The organism is Paraburkholderia panacisoli, from assembly GCF_008369935.1.
Classification (GTDB): domain Bacteria; phylum Pseudomonadota; class Gammaproteobacteria; order Burkholderiales; family Burkholderiaceae; genus Paraburkholderia; species Paraburkholderia panacisoli.
In genome coordinates this window covers 23,634-44,646 of the sequence record NZ_VTUZ01000029.1, presented here as the reverse complement: position 1 = coordinate 44,646, position 21,013 = coordinate 23,634, and the positions used below count along the sequence as shown (strand labels likewise).

At 63.7% G+C, this 21,013-nt stretch carries 16 protein-coding genes; 5 read left to right on the top strand and 11 right to left on the bottom strand.

The features are described from left to right. Nucleotides 1-57: 57 nt before the first annotated feature. The 7 genes from FVF58_RS32950 to FVF58_RS32920 all read right to left on the bottom strand — a co-directional run bounded on the left by FVF58_RS32950 (nucleotide 58) and on the right by FVF58_RS32920 (nucleotide 7,747). Nucleotides 58-1,272 carry an LLM class flavin-dependent oxidoreductase gene (locus tag FVF58_RS32950; RefSeq protein ID WP_149673941.1) on the bottom strand — a complete coding sequence of 405 codons (1,215 nt, stop codon included), beginning with the start codon at nucleotides 1,270-1,272 and terminating at the stop codon, nucleotides 58-60. Between the two features lie 61 nt (nucleotides 1,273-1,333). Beyond that, nucleotides 1,334-2,281: a TauD/TfdA dioxygenase family protein gene (locus FVF58_RS32945; protein ID WP_149673940.1), complete on the bottom strand. Its 948-nt coding sequence runs from the start codon at nucleotides 2,279-2,281 to the stop codon at nucleotides 1,334-1,336. A 218-nt stretch (nucleotides 2,282-2,499) separates the two neighbouring features. Further along, the gene (locus FVF58_RS32940; protein ID WP_149673939.1) at nucleotides 2,500-3,876 is read right to left on the bottom strand and encodes an LLM class flavin-dependent oxidoreductase; all 1,377 of its coding nucleotides are present in this window, start codon (nucleotides 3,874-3,876) and stop codon (nucleotides 2,500-2,502) included. A 49-nt stretch (nucleotides 3,877-3,925) separates the two neighbouring features. After that, nucleotides 3,926-4,777: an ABC transporter ATP-binding protein gene (locus FVF58_RS32935; protein ID WP_149673938.1), complete on the bottom strand. Its 852-nt coding sequence runs from the start codon at nucleotides 4,775-4,777 to the stop codon at nucleotides 3,926-3,928. A 108-nt stretch (nucleotides 4,778-4,885) separates the two neighbouring features. Further along, the gene (locus FVF58_RS32930) at nucleotides 4,886-5,767 is read right to left on the bottom strand and encodes an ABC transporter permease (RefSeq protein WP_149673937.1); all 882 of its coding nucleotides are present in this window, start codon (nucleotides 5,765-5,767) and stop codon (nucleotides 4,886-4,888) included. A 42-nt stretch (nucleotides 5,768-5,809) separates the two neighbouring features. After that, nucleotides 5,810-6,664: an ABC transporter permease gene (locus FVF58_RS32925; protein WP_149673936.1), complete on the bottom strand. Its 855-nt coding sequence runs from the start codon at nucleotides 6,662-6,664 to the stop codon at nucleotides 5,810-5,812. Nucleotides 6,665-6,679: 15 nt separating this feature from the next. After that, entirely contained in the window at nucleotides 6,680-7,747 is a 1,068-nt protein-coding gene (locus tag FVF58_RS32920; protein WP_149673935.1) for an ABC transporter substrate-binding protein, read from the bottom strand. Between the two features lie 323 nt (nucleotides 7,748-8,070). Here FVF58_RS32920 and FVF58_RS32915 point away from each other — a divergent pair, with 323 nt between their 5' ends. The 3 genes from FVF58_RS32915 to FVF58_RS32905 all read left to right on the top strand — a co-directional run bounded on the left by FVF58_RS32915 (nucleotide 8,071) and on the right by FVF58_RS32905 (nucleotide 11,400). After that, the gene (locus FVF58_RS32915; protein ID WP_149673934.1) at nucleotides 8,071-9,660 is read left to right on the top strand and encodes an ABC transporter substrate-binding protein; all 1,590 of its coding nucleotides are present in this window, start codon (nucleotides 8,071-8,073) and stop codon (nucleotides 9,658-9,660) included. Between the two features lie 246 nt (nucleotides 9,661-9,906). Further along, nucleotides 9,907-11,196 carry an acyl-CoA dehydrogenase family protein gene (locus FVF58_RS32910; RefSeq protein WP_149673933.1) on the top strand — a complete coding sequence of 430 codons (1,290 nt, stop codon included), beginning with the start codon at nucleotides 9,907-9,909 and terminating at the stop codon, nucleotides 11,194-11,196. Continuing rightward, nucleotides 11,197-11,400, top strand: coding sequence for a hypothetical protein (locus tag FVF58_RS32905; RefSeq protein ID WP_149673932.1), 204 nt, complete (start codon nucleotides 11,197-11,199; stop codon nucleotides 11,398-11,400). A gap of 119 nt (nucleotides 11,401-11,519) precedes the next feature. On the opposite strand, the gene FVF58_RS32900 is transcribed toward FVF58_RS32905, so the two are convergent. Then, on the bottom strand, nucleotides 11,520-12,875 hold the full coding sequence (locus FVF58_RS32900; protein WP_149673931.1) for an LLM class flavin-dependent oxidoreductase: 1,356 nt from the start codon (nucleotides 12,873-12,875) through the stop codon (nucleotides 11,520-11,522). Nucleotides 12,876-13,126: 251 nt separating this feature from the next. Continuing rightward, nucleotides 13,127-13,729, bottom strand: coding sequence for a cysteine hydrolase family protein (locus FVF58_RS32895; protein ID WP_149674012.1), 603 nt, complete (start codon nucleotides 13,727-13,729; stop codon nucleotides 13,127-13,129). A gap of 334 nt (nucleotides 13,730-14,063) precedes the next feature. Here FVF58_RS32895 and FVF58_RS32890 point away from each other — a divergent pair, with 334 nt between their 5' ends. After that, nucleotides 14,064-16,055 (top strand): SMP-30/gluconolactonase/LRE family protein, encoded by a 1,992-nt coding sequence (locus tag FVF58_RS32890; protein WP_149673930.1) that lies wholly within the window; start codon nucleotides 14,064-14,066, stop codon nucleotides 16,053-16,055. Nucleotides 16,056-16,439: 384 nt separating this feature from the next. Here the strand turns inward: FVF58_RS32890 and FVF58_RS32885 are convergent, their stop codons facing one another. Both FVF58_RS32885 and FVF58_RS32880 read right to left on the bottom strand, forming a co-directional pair. Then, on the bottom strand, nucleotides 16,440-17,900 hold the full coding sequence (locus tag FVF58_RS32885; RefSeq protein WP_149673929.1) for an NAD-dependent succinate-semialdehyde dehydrogenase: 1,461 nt from the start codon (nucleotides 17,898-17,900) through the stop codon (nucleotides 16,440-16,442). 109 nt (nucleotides 17,901-18,009) lie between these two features. Next, nucleotides 18,010-19,293 carry a 4-aminobutyrate--2-oxoglutarate transaminase gene (locus FVF58_RS32880; RefSeq protein ID WP_188130991.1) on the bottom strand — a complete coding sequence of 428 codons (1,284 nt, stop codon included), beginning with the start codon at nucleotides 19,291-19,293 and terminating at the stop codon, nucleotides 18,010-18,012. 124 nt (nucleotides 19,294-19,417) lie between these two features. Here FVF58_RS32880 and pdxR point away from each other — a divergent pair, with 124 nt between their 5' ends. Beyond that, the gene (gene pdxR, locus FVF58_RS32875; RefSeq protein WP_149673927.1) at nucleotides 19,418-20,971 is read left to right on the top strand and encodes a MocR-like pyridoxine biosynthesis transcription factor PdxR; all 1,554 of its coding nucleotides are present in this window, start codon (nucleotides 19,418-19,420) and stop codon (nucleotides 20,969-20,971) included. Nucleotides 20,972-21,013: the final 42 nt, after the last annotated feature.

Below are 21,013 nucleotides of genomic sequence, written 5' to 3'. Positions count from 1 at the left end.
CGGCACAATCCTGATGCCGGCCGGAATGGCGATCACGTCCCGCTCGGCGACGCGAACTCAGTAACGCAAACCGGCTTCGCGCAACAAAGGCAACACGCGCTCGCCGAAGAAATCGAGGTCGGGCTGGAAATCGAAGAAGCTCAACTGCACGCCGTCGACCCCGGCCTGATGCAGACGCACGATGTAGTCGGCGATCTGTTGCGGCGATCCCGTGATAGCGATGTTGCCGCCCACCGCGCGTGACGCGGCCTGGTTACACTGTTGCGCGTTGCCCCGCCATGCGTGCGCGTCGCTTTCGAAGCGATGGAAACTGCCTTCGTCGCCGTGCGCGACAATCGCGTCGTGATAGGCACGCGCTTCGGCGGCCGTCTCGCGGCAAATCACCATCGGGTTGATCAGCGTGCGAATCTTGCGGCCATGCTTCGCTGCCGCCGCTTTGACGCGCGCCGTGTGTGCCGGCAACGCGGCCAGCGCGCCTTCGATCTCGGAGCCGGCCGGACTGGTGATGAACACGATATCGGAGTAGCGCGCGGCGAAGTCGATACCGGCGTCGGAGCCGGTCGCATTCACGAGCAATGGGCGTCCATAGCGCGGCTTCGGCGTCACGAACGCCTTGTCGAGTTTCCACGACGACAACCCGGGCGCGAAGCTGAAGTTCTCTGTTTGCGCCCATAGCTGCTGAACGGCATCGAGAAACTCGGCGGCCAGTTCATAGCGCCGGTCATGTTCGATGCGCTGCCAGCCGAACATCTCGTGCTCGACAGCGCGATGACCGGTGACGACGTTGATACCCCAGCGGCCCTTCGAGATGTGATCGAGTGTCGCGCTGAATTTGGCGAAATGAAGCGGATGCCATGGACCATAGAGCACGTGGCTGGTCGCCACCAGGATGATGCGTTCGGTGCGCGCGGTCATCGCCGCGAGCGACATGAAGGAGTCGAGCGCCTCGCCGTTGAACACGCCGCCGTAACCGCCCTTCGGCAACCATTGCGACAGGGCGAAGACGAGATCGAAGCCTAATGCCTCGGCTTTTTGCACTAGCGCGAGGTTGTAGTCGAACGACCAGTCGGTGGTGCGTGGCAGCGTCGACGCGCTCCAGCCGCCCGCCTGGACCGGCAGGAACAGACCGAGCAGAAGAGGCTGCTCCAGCGCGCGCGATACGGGGCTGTCCGCGAACGAAGCCGGCGAGCGAACGGGGACGAAAGCGGAGGCATCACGTGGTGGTGGTGCGGAGGCCTTCGGCGCAGGTACGGCCAGAGCGGAGTGAGTCACAGTGCGGTTCCGTGCCCAAAGGCGTGCGAGAGGGTGGGTTCGAAGAAGCAGCGGCTGTCGCTCAGTTCAATGCGACCGCTGCGGCGGCGCTCACGGGCGAGCCCTCGATCGCCACGGATTGCCTGCCGTCCGGCCCGACGGGCACATCGCCCACCAGCGTGGTGCGATACAGCTGCCGGTCGAAGTCGAGATCGAAAATATCGGTGGGCGCGAGGTGAGCCGTCGCGCGGTTGTCCCAGAACGCGACACTGCCGGCCTCCCATTTGAAGCGCACCGTGAACTCAGGCCGCGTTACGTGTTCCCAGAGCAGTTCGAGCAGCACCTGGCTTTCACGCGGCGTCACACCGACGATCGACTTCAAAAAGCTCGGGCTCACGTAAAGCGCCCGCTCTCCGGTTTCCGGATGCACGCGCACGAGCGGATGCTCGGTAACGAGAATGCGCTGTTCGACGGCTTTGACGAACGCTTCGGTGCCGCTCGCGCCGGCCGGCGGCGTGAAGCGATGCAGTCCGCGCAGGCTGTCGACGAAAGCGCGCAGCGGCTCGGAGAGCTTCTGATAAGCGGCGACGAGGCTGGTCCATTGCGTATCGCCGCCGTATGGCGGAATCGTCACGCCACGCAGGATCGACGCCCACGGCGGATTGACCGCGGCCGTCACGTCGGTATGCCAGCCGGTCCACGGACGCAGCAGCGCCTGACCTTCGAAACGCGTGGCCTTGCGGTACTTGGAGATCGAATAGATCTCCGGGTGCCCGTCTACGTGACCGAACACCGGATGGCCCAGCGTGAGTTCGCCGAACTGCGCCGAGAAGGCGATGTGCTGCTCGTGCGTCAGGAACTGCTCGCGAAAGAAAACCACGCGCCACTTCAGAAGCGCTGCGCGAATCTCCGCGACCTGACGCGGGTCCAGTTTCCGGGTGAGATCGACGCCGTGAATTTCGGCGCCGATATGCGCGGAAAGCGGGGTGACCTGAATCGACTGTACTTCCTGCAATGCGGCTGCGCTCATGCGAAGCTCCTGGCGAAGAGAACGTAGGCGATCGGCTCGAAGGCCGGCGATGCTCACGTTAAATTCGCCGGCGCGTGAAACCAACCAATCATTGCCCATAAGAAAAGCAGCGGAAGTTGGAAACGGCGCGCGGATCGAACGCGCGCGCGCGCGTCGCGAGCCGCGAGTCGTTCGTTGGTTCGATCCGACAGCGGCTCGCGAGCCCGTCTCCTGCCGCCTCACTGTCCGGCTACGGCGGCCACCTGCTTCGACGCAACGGCATGGCGATTGGCCGGCCGCGGCAGCCCGAGGTTCTCGCGCAGCGTGTTGCCCTCATATTCGGTGCGAAAGAGGCCGCGCCGCTGCAGCTCCGGCACCACCAGATCGGCGAATTCCGTCAGGCCGCCCGGCAGCCACGGCGACATGATATTGAAGCCGTCCGCGCCTTCTTCCTCGAACCACTGCTGCAACTGGTCCGCGATGCTCTGCGGCGTGCCGACCACCTGCTGATGGCCGCGTGCGCCCGCAATGCGCAGATACAGATCGCGGATCGTCAGATTCTCGCGCCGCGCGAGATCGAACAGCAGGCGCTGCCGGCTCTTGCCGCCGTTGGTTTCCGGCAGCTCGGGCAGCGGTCCGTCGACAGGGTACTGGGACAGGTCCACGCCGCCCGACATGTTCGACAGCAGCGACAGTCCGACGGTCGGATGAATCAGATCCTGGAGCGCGGCGAATTTCGCTTCGGCTTCTTCCTGCGTGCGGCCGACCACCGGAAAGATGCCCGGCATGATCTTCAGATGATCCGGCGCGCGTCCGTATTTCGCGAGACGCCCTTTGACGTCGCGATAGAACGCGCGAGCTTCATCGAGCGTTTGATGCGCGACGAAGATTACCTCGGCAGTTTGCGCGGCGAGTTCCCGTCCCGCTTCGGACGCACCGGCCTGCACGACCACCGGCCAACCCTGCGGCGAGCGTGCGACGTTCAGCGGTCCGCGCACCTTGAAGTGCTTGCCGGCGTGGCCGAGCACGTGGAGCTTGTCGGGGTCGAAATAGATACCGCTCGTCTTGTCGCGGATGAACGCGTCGTCTTCCCAGCTGTCCCACAGGCCGGCCACCACGTCGTAGAACTCGCGTGCGCGCTCATAGCGCACTGCGTGATCCGGATGACTCTCGAAGCTGAAATTGAGCGCTTCGGACTCCGTGCTCGACGTGACGAGATTCCAGCCCGAGCGTCCGCCGCTCAGATGATCGAGCGACGCGAATTTGCGCGCGAGGTTGTACGGCTCGTTAAAGGTGGTGGAAACCGTCGCGATCAGACCGACGTGCTTCGTCACGACGGACAGCGCCGCGAGCAACGTCAACGGCTCGAAATGATCGGCGCGCGCGGTGCGCGACAGCGAGGGCAGATTCGTGTCGCGTACGCTCACGCTGTCGGCGAAAAACACCGCGTCGAATTTGGCGCGCTCGGCGATCTGCGCCAACTCCGCGTAGTGCGCGAAGTCGAGGCCGCCGCCCGCGTGCGCGTCCGGGTGCCGCCATGCGGCGATATGGTGGCCCGTCTCCATCAGGAAAGCGCCCAGCCTGATCTGCCGCTTGTGCCGATTTTCACCGCTCATCGTTTGCTCCATGTAAGGGTTGTGGGTATGCGTGGGGACGTCGCGCGGTTCACCACGCGAGCCGCCATTCGGTGATCGGCGGGCTGGTCACCGGAATGCGCGTGCCGCCATCGCGCGGTGCGCGCGGCTCGCCGTGCTGCTCGGCGAAATCGGCCAGCACTTCTTCGCGCAAACGGATGAAGCGGGGATGGTTGCGCTCGCGTGGACGCGGCAGCGCAACATCGACAATCCGTTTGATACGGCCCGGCCGCGGCGCCATCGTGACGACGCGGTCGCCGAGATAGAGCGCCTCGTCGACATCGTGCGTGACCAGGATCATCGTGATGCGCTCGTGTTCCCAGATGCGTTGCAGTTCGTTTTGCAAACGGCCGCGCGTCAACGCGTCGAGCGCGCCGAACGGTTCGTCGAGCAGCAGCACGCGCGGACGGTTCACGAGTCCGCGTGCAATCGCCACGCGTTGCGCCATCCCGCCTGAAAGCTGATGCGGATACGCATTTTCAAAACCGCTCAAACCGACGAGCGCAATGTGCTGCGCGACCGCATCGCGCTTTTCGCGCGCCGACAGCGGCGCGTTGCGCAGCGCGGCGAGAATGTTTTGCGCTGCCGTGAGCCACGGAAACAGGCGGTGGTCCTGAAACACGATGCCGCGTTCGAGCGAGGTATCGCGGACCTTTTCTCCCGCGACGACGATATCGCCGCTGTAGTCGTTATCCAGTCCCGCGATCAAGCGCAGCAGGGTCGACTTGCCGCAACCGCTCGCACCGAGCACGCTGACGAATTCGCCTGGACGCACGCGCAGGCTGATGTCGTCGAGCACCGCGAGCGGCGCGCCGTCTTGCTGCGCGTAGCGCTTGCTGACGTGAAGAATGTCGATGCTTTCGGAAAGCGTGGAAGAAGTCATGAACGGGCCTTGATCTGTGGTCGGTGCGAACTCAATGCGGATTCAGTGCGGGTTCGCTGCGGGGTCACTGCGGGTTCGCTGTGTAGCAAGCGAAGAATGTCTGCGGATTCATCGCGCGGCCCCCTGCGAACGGCGCGCAAAGACCGCCCGTTCCACTGCCCGCGCGAGCGCATTCAGCGCCCAGCCGGTCAAGCCGACCACGATCACGCCGAATAGCACGAGGTCCATGCGGAACTGCTCGCTGCCGTCGATCAGCGTATTGCCGATTCCGCTGCCCGCCACCAGCAGATATTCGGCGCCGAGCGTGGCGAGCCACGAATAGATCAGCGCGAGATAGATGCCCGTGAAAATTGACGGCAGCGCGGCGGGCAGAATCACGGCGCGGATCAACTGCCAGCGCGAATAGCGAAAGGCGCGCGCGACTTCGATATAGGCGCGCGGCACCGCATGGATGCCGTCGCACGTGTGGGCGGCGACCGGCAGCAACGCGGCGAGAGACAGGAACACGACTTTCGCCGCATCGCCGAGACCGAACCACACGGAGATCAGCGGAATCCACGCGAACAGCGAGATCTGCTTGAAGGTGTCGAAGCTCGGGCCGATCGTCCGCGCGGCGAGCCGCGAAAAGCCGAGCACGCTGCCGAGCAGCAGGCCGCCGAGCGTGCCGATCATGAAGCCGCTTGCTTCGCGCGCAAGCGACGCGAAAAGCGCCTTGAACAGCGCGCCGCTGACGATCTGCTGCCAGGCCGTGGCGAGCACTTGCGCGGGGCTCACCAGCAGACCGCTTTTGATCATGTGCGCTTCCGAGACCGCCCACCACAGCGCAATGGCGGCAATGGGCAGGACAGCGCCGCGCCAGTCAATGCGGGTGAGCCACGGCCGTCGCGGCCGCGCCGCGCGCTGGAAAGCGGCAGGCACGTTGCCGCAATCGCAGGACGCGTGGGCGGACTGCTTCGATCCGCTGGAACGCTTGAGAAGACCTGAACTCATCGTGGATACCTCATAGGCAATGTGCGTCAACAGCCGCTGCCATCACTCGCGGAAGGCCGACGGTTGACCGCGTCTCAAACGCGCTTCGAGCGCATCGAGCGAACGGTTCATCGCATAGCCGATGGCGCCGACGACGACCACCGAAGCCATCACCAGATCGAGCTGAAACAGCTGCCGGCCGTAGACGATCAGATAGCCGAGCCCTTCGGAGGACGCGACCAGTTCGACGACCACCAGCGCGAGCCAGGCCTTGGTGAACGCGAGCCGTACGCCGGTGGCGAGTGTCGGCACGGCAGCGGGCAGCACGAGATAACAGATCCGTTGCCAGCCGCTGTATTCGAAGACGCGCGCGACTTCATCGAGTGCGGCGGGCGTCTGACGAAATCCCTGCAAGGTGCTCAAGGTCACGGGAACGAGCGCGGCATGTGCGATCAGAATGTATTTGAGCGGCTCGCCGACGCCGACGAGCAGTAGCAGAAACGGCAGCCAGCCGAGCACCGGAATCTGCACGAGCGCATTGAAGCTCGGCAGCACATACGCTTCGAGCGTGCGCGACAGACCGAGTGCCGCGCCGAGCGCGAAGCCGAGCAGCGTGCCCGCGCCGAAGCCGAGCAGCACGCGTTGCAGGCTGATCAGCGTATTGCGCAGGAGGTCGCCGCTCTTCGCCAGTTCGACGAAGGTGTCGAACACGCGCTCGGGCGGCGGCAGGATCTGCGGTGCGATCCAGCCGCGCTCGCAGCCGGCCGCCCACAAGGCGAGCAATACGGCGGGCAACAGCCACGGCGCGAGCCGCCAGGCGAGCGCGCGCAATCGCGCATTGCGATGGAGCGGCGCGCGAGGCGCCGTGGCGATGGGACCGAGCCGATCGCTGTCGACCGTGATTGCGGTTTCGCTCATCGTGATCGCTCCCGTTTAGCTGAGCGGTTTGCCGGCCGCGTCGTAGCGCGTCCAGTAGTGGTCGAGTTGCTGTGCGCGCAGCGCGTTGTCCAGATATTTCGTTTCGAACCAGCCGTCGACCTGAACCGGCTGGCGGATCAGCTTGAGCTTTAGCGCATCCGCCGCGACGGCCTTATAGCGCGCGACGATGAACGGATCGATCAGCGGCGAGTTGCGATTTTTCAGGGTTTGATTGGCGAACTCGGCTTGCCACGAGGAATAGGGCACACCGCTCTTCGCCCATAGTTTGAAAAGCGCGTCGCGGTTCGCCTCGTCGGACGACCATTGCGCGCCCTGCACGAACACGTTGACGACGCGTTGCACGATATCCGGATGCGCCTGGTCGAAATCGTCGATCACCAGCAGATGTGATTGGCGCGTGAATTGCGGTCCGTCGTTCTGCGATTCGTACACGACTTTCGCTAACCCCTGGTCGCGCAGTTTGTACACGTGGTAGTCGTTGACCGACGCGTCGATCCCCTTGGACGCGAGCGCGGCGAGCGAGCTGGCGAAGTCGAGATTGATCACGTGCAGATCGCGCTCGTCGAGCTGATTGGCGGCGAGCGCGTTGTCGGCGACCAGTTGCAGATTGGTGCCGCGAAAGATCGAAACGCGCCGGCCCTTGAGATCTTTGAGCGAGCGTACGTCGGAATCCGCGGGCACCGCGACCTTGATGCCGACGCGTGCGCCCGAGATGAGCAACAGGTGCGTCTTCAGGCCGTTGGCGCGGGCCAGAACGGAGGGCAGATCGCCCTGAAAGGCGAAGTCGAGCGACTTGTCGGCGATCGCTTCATTGACAGCGGGGCCGGCGCCCTTGAAGAAAATCCATTCGACCTTGATGCCGTTGGCGGCGAATTCTTTTTCCAGCGACTGCTGCAATTGCACCGTCGCAGCAGGTGAGCCGCCAAAGGTGGGCGGGTCGCCGGTGCCCTGCTGCGCGACGCCGATGCGGATCACCGCGGGCTTATCGGCGTAGGCGTGAACCGCGGCGAGCGAAAGGGTCGCGACGGCAACGAAAGATTTCAGCAGACGGAAATAGCGCATGCGGCAATACCAGTCGGTAGGGAGTAACGATTGAGTAACGAGCAACGGAGCGTCAGTGCTCGAAGGCAAGGAGCCGGCACTACACGTTAGATTTGTACGCACTCGAATCCAACCAACGAATGCTGATAAGAAAATCTGCAGTAGTTCGAATCAGATTCCAGGCAAGGGATCAGACACTGAAAGCGAATAAGCAAAGCGAAATTCGTTGGTTTGGGATGACGCTGGGGCGCCTCGATACTCAAATGCAGCTGTTCGCTCACCGTCCAACTTCCTGGCGGAATCGACACTATGACGACAACCACCCTTAGAAAAAGAGGATACGTATGAGCTTGCACAACGGGTTGCGCGGAACCATGATCGGTGCGTTGTTCGCCTCCACGCTGATCTTCACCGGTACGCTTCCGGCTCGGGCGGCGCCCACCCAGGGTGGAACGCTCACATGGCTCGTCACCCCTGAGCCGGCTTCGATCGTTCCGTTGACCACAACCGCTGGCGGCAATGCGGAGATCGGGCCGAAGGTGGTCGAAGGCTTGCTGACTTACGACAAGAACCTCAATCCCGCACCGCTGCTGGCCACCGCATGGTCAGTCAGCAAGGACGGCCTGCAGTATCGCTTCACGTTGCGGCGCGGTGTGAAATGGCACGACGGCAAGCCGTTCACGTCCGCCGACGTAGCCTATTCGATTCTGACGCTCAAACAGGTGCATCCGCGTGGGCGCAGCACGTTCGCAAACGTGACCGACGTGAAGACGCCGGACCCCTATACCGCGATCATCGAACTGTCGAAGCCGGCGCCTTTTCTGCTGACGGCGCTTGCCGGTACCGAGTCGCCGATTATCCCGAAGCACCTGTACGAAGGCACGGACATCGTTTCCAATCCGTATAACAGTGCGCCGGTTGGCACGGGGCCGTTCGTTTATAAATCGTTCGTGCACGGCAGCTATATTCTGCTCGAGCGCAATCCGGACTACTGGGACAAGCCCAAGCCGTATGTCGACAAGATCATCGTGCGTTTTCTGCCCGACGGCGCGGCCCGCGCGGCGGCGCTCGAATCGGGCGCGGCCAGTCTGGGCGATCAGGCGATTCCTCTCGCGGATGTCAAACGGTTCACGACGCTGCCGGATTTCAGCGTGGATACGACCAACTGGCCGTATGTCAGCAACCACCAGCAACTGATCTTCAATCTGGACACGCCGGTCCTCAAGGACAAGGCAGTACGCAAGGCGATTTCCCAGGCTATCGACGTCAACGCCTTGAACCGGATCGTCTGGTATGGCTACGGTCAGGTCTCCGCCGCCGCCATCGGCACCGCGAACACGAAGTATCACGATGCCGGCATTCGTTACTTTCCGTACGACGTCGCGCAGGCCAATGCCGCGCTCGACGCCGCCGGTCTCAAGCGCGGCGCGGACGGAAAGCGCTTCACGCTGCGCCTGCTCTTCAATCCGTTTCAGGACGCTCGCGCCGCCGATTTCGTGCGGCAGTCGCTGGCGCGCATCGGCATCGACGGCGAGATCGAGACCTACGATTTCGCGACCTATGTGAAAAAAGCGTACACGGATCGCGCTTTCGACATCACGCTCGAAGCGCTCTCGAACGCGTTCGATCCGACGGTGGGCGTGCAGCGCGTGTTCTGGTCGAAGAACTTCAAGATCGGCCTGCCGTTCTCCAACGCGGCGCACTATTCAAATCCGGAGGTCGATCGTCTGCTCGAAGCGGCTTCGGTGGAGACCGACGAAGCGAAGCGCCGTCAGCTGTTCATCCAGTTCCAGCAGATCGTTCACGACGACGTGCCGTCGATCGAGTTCGGCGCGAACCCCAACATCACCATCGTTTCGAAGAAGGTGAAGGACTACGCACCGACCGGCGAAGGTCTGCGCGGCAATTTCGCGGATCTGTACATTCAGCAGTAAAACGTCGATGCGTGCGAAAAGCGTCGCGAATCGCGCACGGCTGCACAGGGCTAAGGTGTGATCGCGTGCGAGACAATCGACGAATGCCGCACACCATCTGTACGCAGTTGCAGTTCCGAGCGGCGAGCCCGCTGGCTTTCGAATTCTCCGCATACGCGTCGAGATATACAAAGCAACTTTGCTTCGTTGCTTCGCGCGGCAGGTGAAACATATTCTCGACGATTATCTCTTCAGGATGCCGTACCTATGACCGGGCATATTTTGACTGACGCGCAACTCGACGAGCGTTACGCGCCGATCTTCGAACGCATCGCGGACGACAGTATCGAACGCGAACAGAATCGCGAACTCGCGCACGACGCGGTGAAATGGCTCAAGGAGTCCGGCTTCACTGCGCTGCGCGTGCCGCGCGCATATGGCGGCGCGGGCATTACGCTGCCACAGTTCTTTCGTCAATTGAGCCGACTCGGCGCGGCTGATTCGAATCTGCCGCAGATCCTGCGCGCGCATTTCGGTTTCATCGAGTACCGCCTGGAAAGCACGGACGAAACCCAACGCCGCGTTTGGCTCGAGCGCGTCGCGAACGGCGAGACCGTGGGTGCGGCAACGTCCGAGCGCACGGGCTCGACACACAATTCAGTGACCTTGACGCGCGACGCCGCGAGCGGCGTTCTGCGCCTGAACGGCGAGAAGTACTACAGCACCGGCACGCTGTACGCCGACTGGATCAGCGTGGCCGCGCACGACGACGACACCGACATCAACGTGGTGATTCCCGCGACGGCGCCGGGCGTCACCCGCATCGACGACTGGGATGGCTTCGGCCAGCGTCTGACGGCGAGCGGCACGACGCGTTTGGACGCCGTCGCGGTGGCCGAGGAGTGGGTGTTGTCGCGCTACCGGGCTTCCGAGCCGCGCCGCAATTCGTTCCTCACCGCGTACTTCCAGGCTGTGCATCTCGCGACGCTCGCCGGAATCGTCGAGGCGATCGTGCACGACAGCGTGGCGTTCACGCAAGGCCGTACGCGCACCTTCGGAGTCGCCGGACAATCGAGTCCGCGCGATAACCCGTTGGTGCAGCGCGTGGTCGGCCGGCTTGCGAGTCTTCGCTACTCGACGCGCAGCATCGTCGATTCGCTCGCCCATTCGCTCGAAGCGGTGCATCGGAAGCGCGAGCTGGGAATCTCGACCGCCGACGATTACATCGCGGTCGATATCGAAGCGTATCAGGCGCAGCAGATCGTGATCGAGCAGACACTCGAAGCGGCGACGTTGCTGTTCGAAGTGTGCGGCGCCTCGGCCACGAGCGAAACGCGGCGCTTCGACCGGCATTGGCGCAACGCCCGAACCATCGCGTCGCACAATCCGGCCGCGCAAAGGGAGGCGTCGATCGGGCGTTACTACCTGAACGGGACGCCGTCAGAAGAACGCTTCAGCCTGCCGCACGCCGAAGGGCAGGGCATCGCCGCTGGCGTGCCGTCGCAACGCGCAGCCGCAAGGTCCGCCCAGGCTGTGCTCGCCGAGGTCGGCCGTTAGATGAAGGAACTCCATTTTTCCTTTGCCGGGCTCGTGGCGCTGACCTCCGTTTCGATTCTGAGCGGCGGTGACAAGATCGTTGCGGCGCAAACCGAACTGCCGGCGCGGACGTCGAAAACCACGACCGGCGGCGCACTCGCGAGGGACGTGACCACAGAGCGGGCCTGCTTCGATTCGCAGCCTCAGCCGCATCGCGCGTCGTAACCGAACGCGTTTTTTCGGCGCTCCGCGCGATGTCTCTACGCGTGAACTGATGGCGGCTTTGCTGTCGCTGTGACGCCCACCGCGTTCGCCCGGGTTCATATTGAGTTGCAGCCCGCCGTTCACACGGTCGTTTCCGTTTCCCGTGTCGTGAGATGGCGGCTCACCGGCCGTTGCAATCCGAAGTGTTCGCGCAGCGTGCGCCCTTCGTAGCCGGTGCGAAAGATGCCGCGCTTTTGCAGAAGCGGGACCACGCCATCGGCGAAGTCCTGCAAGCCGTCCGGCAAAACGTCCGGCATCAGGTTGAAGCCGTCGGCGGCGCCGCCCTTGAACCAGTGTTCGATATCGTCGGCGATCTGTTCCGGCGTGCCGACGATGACGCGGTGCCCACCGCCGCCCGCCAGCGCGCGGATCAGTTGACGGGCCGTGTATCCGTTCGTTCGCGCTTGCGCGAGCGTTGCGTTGAAGAACGTGTGATTGCCATTGCCGCCGGCGGGCAAAGAGAGATCGTCCGGAAGACGCTCGTCCAGTTTCAGGCGGTCGACGCTCACGCCCAGTGTGCCCGCTAGCCGCGTGAGGCTGTAGGTCCACGGAATCAGATCGACCAGTTCATCACGACGGCGCAACGCCTCGCTCTCGGTCGCGCCGATAATCGTGGTGAGACCGGGCAGCACACGGATCGCATCGTCGCCGCGGCCCAACGCCGCCGCGCGTGATTTGAGTTCGCGCGCGTAGGCTGCCGCCTCGTCGAACGATTGCGATGCGGAGAACACGGCTTCCGCGTGCCGCGAAGCCAGCTCGCGACCGTCGGCGGAGCCGCCGGCCTGGATCAGCACGGGATGACCCTGGGCGCTGCGCGGCAGATTGAAGGGACCGTCCACGTCGAAGTATTTGCCGCGATAGTCGATGCGATGCACCTTCGCCGGATCGACGAAACGACCGCTCGCCTTGTCGCCGATGAAAGCGTCGTCTTCCCAGCTATCCCAAAGCGCTTTGACCACTTCTGTGAATTCGGCCGCGCGCTCGTAGCGTTCGGCGTGATTCGGCACCGCGTCGCGGCCGAAATTGCGCGCCGAGCCGAGATCGGCGGTCGTCACGATGTTCCAGCCGGCGCGTCCCGCGCTGAGATGATCGAGCGTGGCGAAGCGCCGCGCGATGTTGTACGGCTCGTTGTAACTCGTCGATGCCGTGCCGATCACGCCGATATGCGTCGTAGCCGACGCAATGCCGGCTAGCAACACGGTCGGTTCCAGCGCGGTGATCGGGCGGAAGTCGATCTGATCGGCGATCGACGCGTTGTCCGCGAGAAACACGGCGTCGAACTTTGCCGCCTCGGCGATTTGCGCAACGCGAACGTAGTGGGCGATATCGACGAAAGCGCTCGGATCGGCATGCGGGGTGCGCCATGCTGACGGGACAAAACCCGAGTGAAGGATGTTGACGTTCAGATGCAGCTGGCGCGGGGGATTGGATCTCATGGTCTTTTCGAATGCGGGAGCGGCCAGCAAGGAAGGCGCGATAGCGCCTGGCCGAATCTCGCATTGTCGAATGGGCTTTCAATCGAGACCACTAACGAATTCTTCCATCGTTATTCTGGCGGAGACTAAGGATTTCAGATGCTTCGGTCGATCCTGTTGCTTTGGCATTGTGAGGCCGTCAATGATCAACTCGCGCGGCGCGCAGTGGAGCGGCTGCTATGCGCCGAAAGCTGTCAAAATGGCCGCCTCTGCTATGCAAGCAACAACAAGGCATCAGCGAGCGAGAGCACCGTTGTGCGCGAATCGAATGCCGTTGAAAAAAGATGATCGTGCACGACCTGATCCGGGTCGTAGCAGCAATCCTTGACCGTGAACAGGCGGAAGTCCGCATCGCTCGCGTACGCAACCGACGACAGCACGACACCGGTCGACGCTATGCCCACCATGAGCAGCGTATCGATACCCCGCGCGGAAAGTCGCGCCTGCAGGTCGGTACCAAAGAACACGCTGGCACGATGCGCGATGATGAGCGGTTCAGTGGCCTGCCGGCTGAGTTCCGGCGCGATCCTGTCGTCGACGAAAAGACCGAGTTGCTTGATTCCCTGTCCGTTCCTGTTCAACGGACTGACTTCCGGATAACCTGCACTGAAGTGGATCTTGGCGAAATAGACGCTGACACTTTTGGCCCGCGCAGCGTCACACAGCTTGCGGGTATTGGCGAGCAAAGTGGGCGCGACGGATGGAAATAACTCGAGGATGTCCGTCTGATAGTGCATGACCACTAGCGCGGTTTGCGCTGGAACCATCGCTGGAATCTGCATGTTCATCCTTTGCGCCGCGGCGGCGCTTCCCATGCCCTGTTGATCATTTGCCGGATCGGGCACCATCGGATGAGCCTGCGTGTGCGTCTCATGATCCGCACGACGCACCATGGGTACATCCTGACGATGGCAAACGAAGTCAATTGTAATCTGACGAAATCACGTCACGTAGAAAAATCGCTCAATTCGCGCGGCGCACCGCCGTTAGCCCGGACGACATCTCCACACCAATTCGACGTGTCACGTCGCACGCTTCGCGACGCACGGGTTCGGATCGTGAGGGCTCGGACTGCAAGTTTGCCAGGGTTGGCAGCACCGCACTATGGACGCCTGTTTTGCACGGCGTGCGATCGAAGAAACACCCCTTATGTTATTCAAAGGAATTTGTACCGCGTTCGTCGCGGTCATGCTCAGCGCAGCGGCTGCGTCCGTTTGCGAAGCCCAATACTCCACCGGCTGGGTGGCGAACACGCATGGCACGGACACGACTCGCGTGGGCAACGTGGCCCGCTCGATGTGGGTGGCATCCGAAGGCGTGATTTATACCGCGTCGATGTGGGACGAAGGCGAAGGCGGGATCGCGATCTATCAGAACGGACAGAACATGGGTTCGATCGGGGCGCACGACGAGTTTCAGGGGGGCGCTATCACGGGCAACTCGACCTCGCTGTTCGCTGCGTTACAGTTCAACGACACATATGGAAGCGGCAAGGTTGGCCGATACAACCGGACCAGCCGCACGCGCGACCTGCTCATCACGGTAAGCGCGACGACCACCGAACGCCTCGCGGATGTCGTCACCGGGCTCGCGACGTCCGGCTCGCTGCTCTACGCAAGTGATTTCCCAGGTAACCGCGTGCGCGTGTTCACGACGTCCGGTGTCTGGCTGCGCGATATCAGCGTGGCAGGGCCGGGCGCGCTCGCGGTGGACGCGGGCGGCGACATCTGGGTCGCGCAACAAAGCGTGGGCGCTGTCATCCAGTTCAGCCCGACCGGTGAGCTGCGAAACACCATCCAGTTGCCGGACAAAGCGCAACCTTCTTCGCTGTATTTTGATTCGTTCAGCGGGCAGTTATGGATCGGCGACGAGGGTCCGGACATGAACATCAAGATCTATGACGTGTCCGGCGCACCTTATGTCGCGGGTACGTTTGGTGTTCAGGGCGGCTTCCTCAATACGGTCACTGGTATCAAGGGGCAGGTGGGCGACCGGCGCTTTACGCGCGTCACCGGCATCGGCAGGGATTCCGCGCGCAACCTCTATGTCCTGAACAACCCATGGGGCGGGTCATGGGACCTCGGCCGCAACGGCGGCACCGACATCCACGCGTACGACGGGAGCGGGGTACTGCGCTGGCAACTCCAGTCGGTGAACTTCGAGGGCAATGCGGCACCGGATCCAGCCACCGACGGGGCGATCTTCTACGGCGGGACGAACATCTATTCGGGCACCGTGGGAGGCACCTTCATAGCCAACACAATCGATCCGATCACCTATCCGTCCGATCCGCGGATCAATCTCGCCGACCACGAACGCGGCGAACATTTCGCTCAGCTCGCCAGCGTGGGCGGCCACCGGATACTCGTCGCTGCGAGCCAGAACCCCGACACCTTCTACTTTTTCCACTTCAACCCGGCGAGCGGTTACATTGCGATTCCCGATAGCACGTTGCCGGGAACGTCCTTCGGTACGACGGCGAGGGTCCGCAATGGTTTCTGCCTGGATAGCAAGGGCGATATCTGGGCGGGTCTCGACAAGACCAACGTCATTTCTCACTATCCGCTGACCGGTTTCGATGCGAGCGGCAAACCGGTCTGGGGTGCCGCGATCACGATGCCGATCCCGCCCACCATCTCGCAACTGACGCGGATCATCTACCTGCCGGAAAGCGACACGATGATTCTCACGCAAGGGACAACGGGCAGCACGGACTGGACCGCGGTCGGATCGCGTGTCGAGGTGTATCACGGCTGGCTGGCGGGCAACAGGAGCACGCCGAACCCGGTGATCAATCTCACTAGCGCGAATCCCAAGTCGATCGTGGCCGCCGGCAATTACCTGTTTGTGGGCTACGTGCATACCGTGCCGAATATCGATGCCTTCAACCTCACGACCGGACGGCTCGACACCACGCTCGTCAATAGCAATCCGAACAAGGTCGACGTGGGCAACGACGTGGACTCGATGTATGGACTTCGGGCGTATCGGCGTTCGACCGGCGAATATGAGGTGACGAAAGACAACTACAACGACTCGAGCCTTGTGGTGTATCGCTGGACGCCGCCTGCGTCGACCGCGACCGCGACCGGGGCCAGTGCGACGAAGATGATGGTGCTGTCGCCATTCAGCGTGAATTGACGATACGCCTGAGTCGCCGGATGGCGCGGCGGCTCAAGACATCGGTCCATGACCCGGCAGAGTTCGGCCAATGGTTGCCGCGCTCATCTCACACATCCGTCATTCGAACGGCGGCTCCGTCCTCCGAAACCTGTCGGCTGCTTTGTGGAAGCATCCTGGCCTTTATAGACATTCGGGCATCAGGTTTGTGGGGCAACTCCTGCTGGCTTTCCCGACATTCACACCCCGGCTTCCGCGAATGTCAGATCACACCGTAGATGGCGTCGAGCAACCTGGCCCGTGCATCAGCGCGATACGGGCATTTCGCCAAGACTGTGCGCAGCAGGACTTCCATCGGCGTAGCTTCCGGCGTAAGTCCTGAATTCGGGCCTTTACAGCAAAGGCTCAGATCCCGCCGACGCACAGATACTTGATCACCACATAATCGTCGATGCCGTAGTGCGAGCCTTCGCGGCCCAGGCCCGATTGCTTGACGCCGCCGAACGGCGCGACTTCGTTCGAGATCAGTCCGGTGTTGATACCGACCATCCCGTATTCGAGCGCTTCCGCGACGCGCCACACGCGGCCGATATCGCGGCTGTAGAAGTACGACGCGAGGCCGAACTCGGTGTCGTTGGCGAGGCGGATCACTTCGTCGTCCGACGAGAAGCGCACGAGCGCCGCGAGGGGGCCGAAGGTCTCGTCGCGCGAAACCTTCATGGCCGGCGTGACACCGGTGAGCACGGTCGGCTCGAAGAAGCCGTGGCCGAGCGCATGACGCCGGCCCCCGGTGACGATGCGCGCGCCTTGCGCGAGCGCGTCTTCGATATGCGACTCGACCTTGAGCACCGCGGCTTCGTTGATCAGCGGACCTTGCGTGACGCCGTCTTCGGTGCCGAGGCCCACCTTCAACTGCTCGACCGCGACGCGCAATTTTTCAGCGAACGCGTCGTAGACCTTATCGTGCACATAGAAGCGGTTCGTGCACACGCAGGTCTGACCGCTGTTGCGATACTTCGAGGCGATCGCGCCGGCCACCGCGGCGTCCAGATCGGCGTCGTCGAACACGATGAACGGCGCGTTGCCGCCCAGTTCGAGCGAGACCTTCTTGACCGTCGGCGCGCACTGCGCCATCAGCAGACGGCCGACCGGCGTCGAGCCGGTGAACGACAGCTTGCGCACGACCGGATTGCCGGTCAGTTCCGCGCCGATCGCTTTCGGCTCGCCGGTCACGACGTTGAACACGCCGCGCGGCACGCCCGCGCGTTCGGCCAGCACGGCGAGCGCGAGTGCGGAAAGCGGCGTGGCCTCAGCCGGTTTGACGATGATCGGACAGCCCGCCGCCAGCGCCGGGCCGACCTTGCGGGTGATCATCGCGGCGGGAAAGTTCCACGGCGTGATGGCCGCGCAGACGCCGACCGGTTCCTTGGTCACGACAATGCGCTTGTCGCTGGCGGGCGTGGGAATGGTGTCGCCGTTCACGCGTTTGCCTTCTTCCGCGAACCATTCGAGGAACGATGCGGCGTACTGGATCTCGCCTTTGGCTTCGGCGAGCGGCTTGCCTTGTTCGGTGGTCAGGATCAGCGCGAGATCGTCGGCGTTGTCCAGCATCAGGTCGTGCCATTTGCGCAGGATCGTCGCGCGTTGTTTGGCGGTGAGGGCTCGCCAGGCGGGCCATGCGGCGTTGGCGGCGTCGATCGCGCGACGGGTTTCCGCCGCGCCCATCAGCGGCACCGTCGCGATGCTTGCGCCGGTGGCCGGGTTGGTGACTTGGAACGTCGCGCCGTGATCGGCGCCTTGCCATTCGCCCGCGATATACGCGCGCGTTTGCAGAAGGGTCGGGTCTTTCAGGGTCAGTGAGGTCATCAGGTTTTTGCCGTGAGGTCGTCGAATCCGGTCATGCGCTCATGCGTTCCCGCGCGCGCCGCAAGCGGTCAGGCATGCGGCGCGTGGGGCGGTGGCGAAGGCGTAGGCCTTAAACCGACACCGCGACGCTTTCCTTCAACACGTCTTCGAGAATCGCCATCGCTTCGTCGAACACGGTGTCCTGAATCGTCAGCGGGAACAGGAAGCGCACCACGTTCGAATAGACGCCGCACACCAGCAGCAGCAAGCCGCGTTCGAGGGCGCGCGCCTGCACGCGCTTCGTGAATTCCGCGTCGGCTTGCGTGCCGCCCGGCTTGCAGAACTCGACCGCCACCATCCCGCCCGGGCCGCGCACGTCCGCGATCTGCGGCACGTCGCGTCGCAGCGCGGACAGCTTCGCCTTGACGCGCTCGCCGAGCACGGTGGCGCGCTCGCAAAGCCCTTCTTCATCGATGATGTCGAGCACCGCATGGGCGGCGGCGAGCGCGAGCGGATTGCCGGCGTAGGTGCCTCCGAGGCCGCCCGGCGCGGCGGCATCCATGACGTCGGCGCGGCCGACCACCCCCGACAGCGGCATGCCGCCCGCGAGGCTCTTGGCCATCGTCATCAGGTCGGGCGCCACGTCGTAGTGATGCATCGCGAACAGTTTGCCGGTGCGCGCGAAGCCCGTCTGCACTTCATCGGCGATCAGCAGGATGCCGTGCTCGTCGCACAGCTTGCGCAACCCGCGCACGAACTCGGCCGGCGCCGGATAGAAGCCGCCTTCGCCTTGCACCGGTTCGAAAATGATCGCGGCCACGCGCTTCGGATCGATGTCGGCCTTGAACAGGAATTCGATCGCCTTCAGCGAATCGGCGGTGCTTACGCCGTGCAGCGGATTCGGGAACGGCGCATGGAACACGTCCGACGGGAACGGGCCGAAGCCGGTCTTGTACGGCGCGACCTTGCCGGTCAGCGCCATGCCCATCAGCGTGCGGCCGTGGAATGCGCCGGTGAACGCGATCACGCCCGGCCGGCCGGTGGCGGCGCGCGCAATCTTGATCGCGTTTTCGACGGCTTCGGCGCCGGTCGTGAAGAACGCGGTCTTCTTCGGATAGTCGCCCGGCGCACGCTGGTTGATCTTCTCGGCCAACTCGACGTACGACGCGTACGGCACGATCTGATACGCGGTGTGGGTGAAATGATCGAGCTGGTCGCGAATCGCGGCCACGATCTTCGGATGGCGATGCCCCGTATTGCACACCGCGATGCCCGCGGCGAAGTCGATGAAACGGCGGCCTTCGATGTCCCACAGCTCCGCGTTCTCGGCGCGCTCTGCGTAGAAATCGCACATCACCCCGACGCCGCGCGGCGTGGCGGCGTTCTTGCGGCTCTGCAGTTCGGCATTTTTCATCGACATGGCCTTCGCTCCTGATTTTTTGACGGACGCCGCGCCCACGGCGCGGCACATGCAGCGACTATAATGAGATTTGGCTCTTAATTTTAGAGCCATTTTGGTAAAAATGTAGGAGCCAATCATGCGCGCGAGCGTATTGTCCGACTGGCTGGCGCAGCGTCTCGACCGGGGCAACGGCCAGCCGATCTATCGCCAGCTGCATCGGCTGTTGCAGCAGGCGATCCTGTCGCGCGAATTGCCCGCGGGCAGCAAGGTGCCGTCGTCGCGCCTGCTCGCGCAGGAGTTGGGGATCGGGCGCAATACCGTCACGCAGGTGTACGAGCAGCTGGTGCTCGAAGGCTACGTGAGTTCGGCGACCGGGCGCGGCACGTTCGTCGCCGACAGCGCTCCCGACGAGATTGTCGGCGCGCCGGATGCCGAAGCAGCCGATGCGGCGCGCACGCGCAACGCAGGGGCGGCGCAAGCGGCGGCGTCACCGTCATCATCATCGCCATTACCGCAGCAGGCGGCGCGCGCGCTCTCCACGCGCGGCGCGCGGTTGATCGCCGGTGCGGGCGTGTCGAAGCGTCAATGGGGTGCGTTCATGCCGGGCGTGCCGGACGTCACGAAGTTTCCGGCGCGCGTGTGGAGCCGCCTGCACAACAAGTATTGGCGGCGGTTGCGCCCGGACCTGCTCACGTATGCGCCGGGCGGCGGGCTCGCCGCGTTGCGCCACGCGCTGGCCGACTACCTGCGCACCTCGCGCTCGGTGCGCTGCACGCCTGAGCAGATCATCGTCACGACCGGGATTCACCAGTCGGTCGACCTTGCCGTGCGTCTGCTATCCGATCCGGGCGATGTGATCTGGACCGAAGACCCCTGTTATTGGGGCGTGCGCAGCGTGCTGCACGTGTCCGGCCTGCAATCGCGGCCGATTGCCGTCGACGCCGAAGGCATCAACCCCTCGCCCGATGATCTCGCGCAGCCGCCCAAGCTGATGCTCGTCACGCCGTCGCATCAGTATCCGCTCGGCATGGTGATGAGCCTCGCGCGGCGCCGCATGTTGCTCGAGTACGCGCGTCAGCACCAGTGCTGGATCATCGAGGACGACTACGACAGCGAATTCCGCTACGGCAGCCGGCCGCTGGCGTCGCTGCAAGGGCTGGATACGTCGGGCCAGGTGATTTACGTGGGCAGCTTCGGCAAGACGCTGTTTCCGGGGCTGCGCATCGGCTATCTGGTCGTGCCGGAAGCACTGGCGGAGAGCTTCGCCACCGCGAGCGCCGAGTTGTATCGCGAAGGCCAACTGCTGCAACAGGCGATGCTCGCCGAGTTCATCGCCGAGGGGCACTTCACGTCGCATATCCGCAAAATGCGCACGCTTTACGGGCAGCGCCGGCAGACCTTGCTCGACGCCGCGTCGCAACGTTACGGCGATGCGCTGCCGGCGGTGGGCGGCGACGCCGGCCTGCATCTGGTGATGCAGTTGCCCGAAGGCAGCGACGACCGTCTGGTGGCGGCCGCCGCGCTGGAGCGCAATATCATCGTGCGGCCGTTGTCGGGGTATTACGCGCAGCCGTCGCTGGCGCCGTCGGGCTTGTTGATCGGCTATGCGTGCGTGCCGGACGAGGCGATCGCACCGGCGTTCAATACGCTCTCCGATGCGATCGACGCGACATTGCCGCAATTTGCGTGAGCGCGGGGCGGGGCGGCCTCCGGGGTAGCCTCTTCAGTCGAC

Coding starts and splice junctions, on each gene's coding strand:
- FVF58_RS32900 (WP_149673931.1), bottom strand. CDS start 12,875: ATGAGATCCAATCCCCCGCGCCAGCTGCATCTGAACGTCAACATCCTT.
- FVF58_RS32925 (WP_149673936.1), bottom strand. CDS start 6,664: ATGAGCGAAACCGCAATCACGGTCGACAGCGATCGGCTCGGTCCCATC.
- FVF58_RS32885 (WP_149673929.1), bottom strand. CDS start 17,900: ATGACCTCACTGACCCTGAAAGACCCGACCCTTCTGCAAACGCGCGCG.
- pdxR (WP_149673927.1), top strand. CDS start 19,418: ATGCGCGCGAGCGTATTGTCCGACTGGCTGGCGCAGCGTCTCGACCGG.
- FVF58_RS32895 (WP_149674012.1), bottom strand. CDS start 13,729: ATGGGAAGCGCCGCCGCGGCGCAAAGGATGAACATGCAGATTCCAGCG.
- FVF58_RS32935 (WP_149673938.1), bottom strand. CDS start 4,777: ATGACTTCTTCCACGCTTTCCGAAAGCATCGACATTCTTCACGTCAGC.
- FVF58_RS32880 (WP_188130991.1), bottom strand. CDS start 19,293: ATGAAAAATGCCGAACTGCAGAGCCGCAAGAACGCCGCCACGCCGCGC.
- FVF58_RS32940 (WP_149673939.1), bottom strand. CDS start 3,876: ATGAGCGGTGAAAATCGGCACAAGCGGCAGATCAGGCTGGGCGCTTTC.
- FVF58_RS32945 (WP_149673940.1), bottom strand. CDS start 2,281: ATGAGCGCAGCCGCATTGCAGGAAGTACAGTCGATTCAGGTCACCCCG.
- FVF58_RS32915 (WP_149673934.1), top strand. CDS start 8,071: ATGAGCTTGCACAACGGGTTGCGCGGAACCATGATCGGTGCGTTGTTC.
- FVF58_RS32905 (WP_149673932.1), top strand. CDS start 11,197: ATGAAGGAACTCCATTTTTCCTTTGCCGGGCTCGTGGCGCTGACCTCC.
- FVF58_RS32890 (WP_149673930.1), top strand. CDS start 14,064: ATGTTATTCAAAGGAATTTGTACCGCGTTCGTCGCGGTCATGCTCAGC.
- FVF58_RS32910 (WP_149673933.1), top strand. CDS start 9,907: ATGACCGGGCATATTTTGACTGACGCGCAACTCGACGAGCGTTACGCG.
- FVF58_RS32920 (WP_149673935.1), bottom strand. CDS start 7,747: ATGCGCTATTTCCGTCTGCTGAAATCTTTCGTTGCCGTCGCGACCCTT.
- FVF58_RS32930 (WP_149673937.1), bottom strand. CDS start 5,767: ATGAGTTCAGGTCTTCTCAAGCGTTCCAGCGGATCGAAGCAGTCCGCC.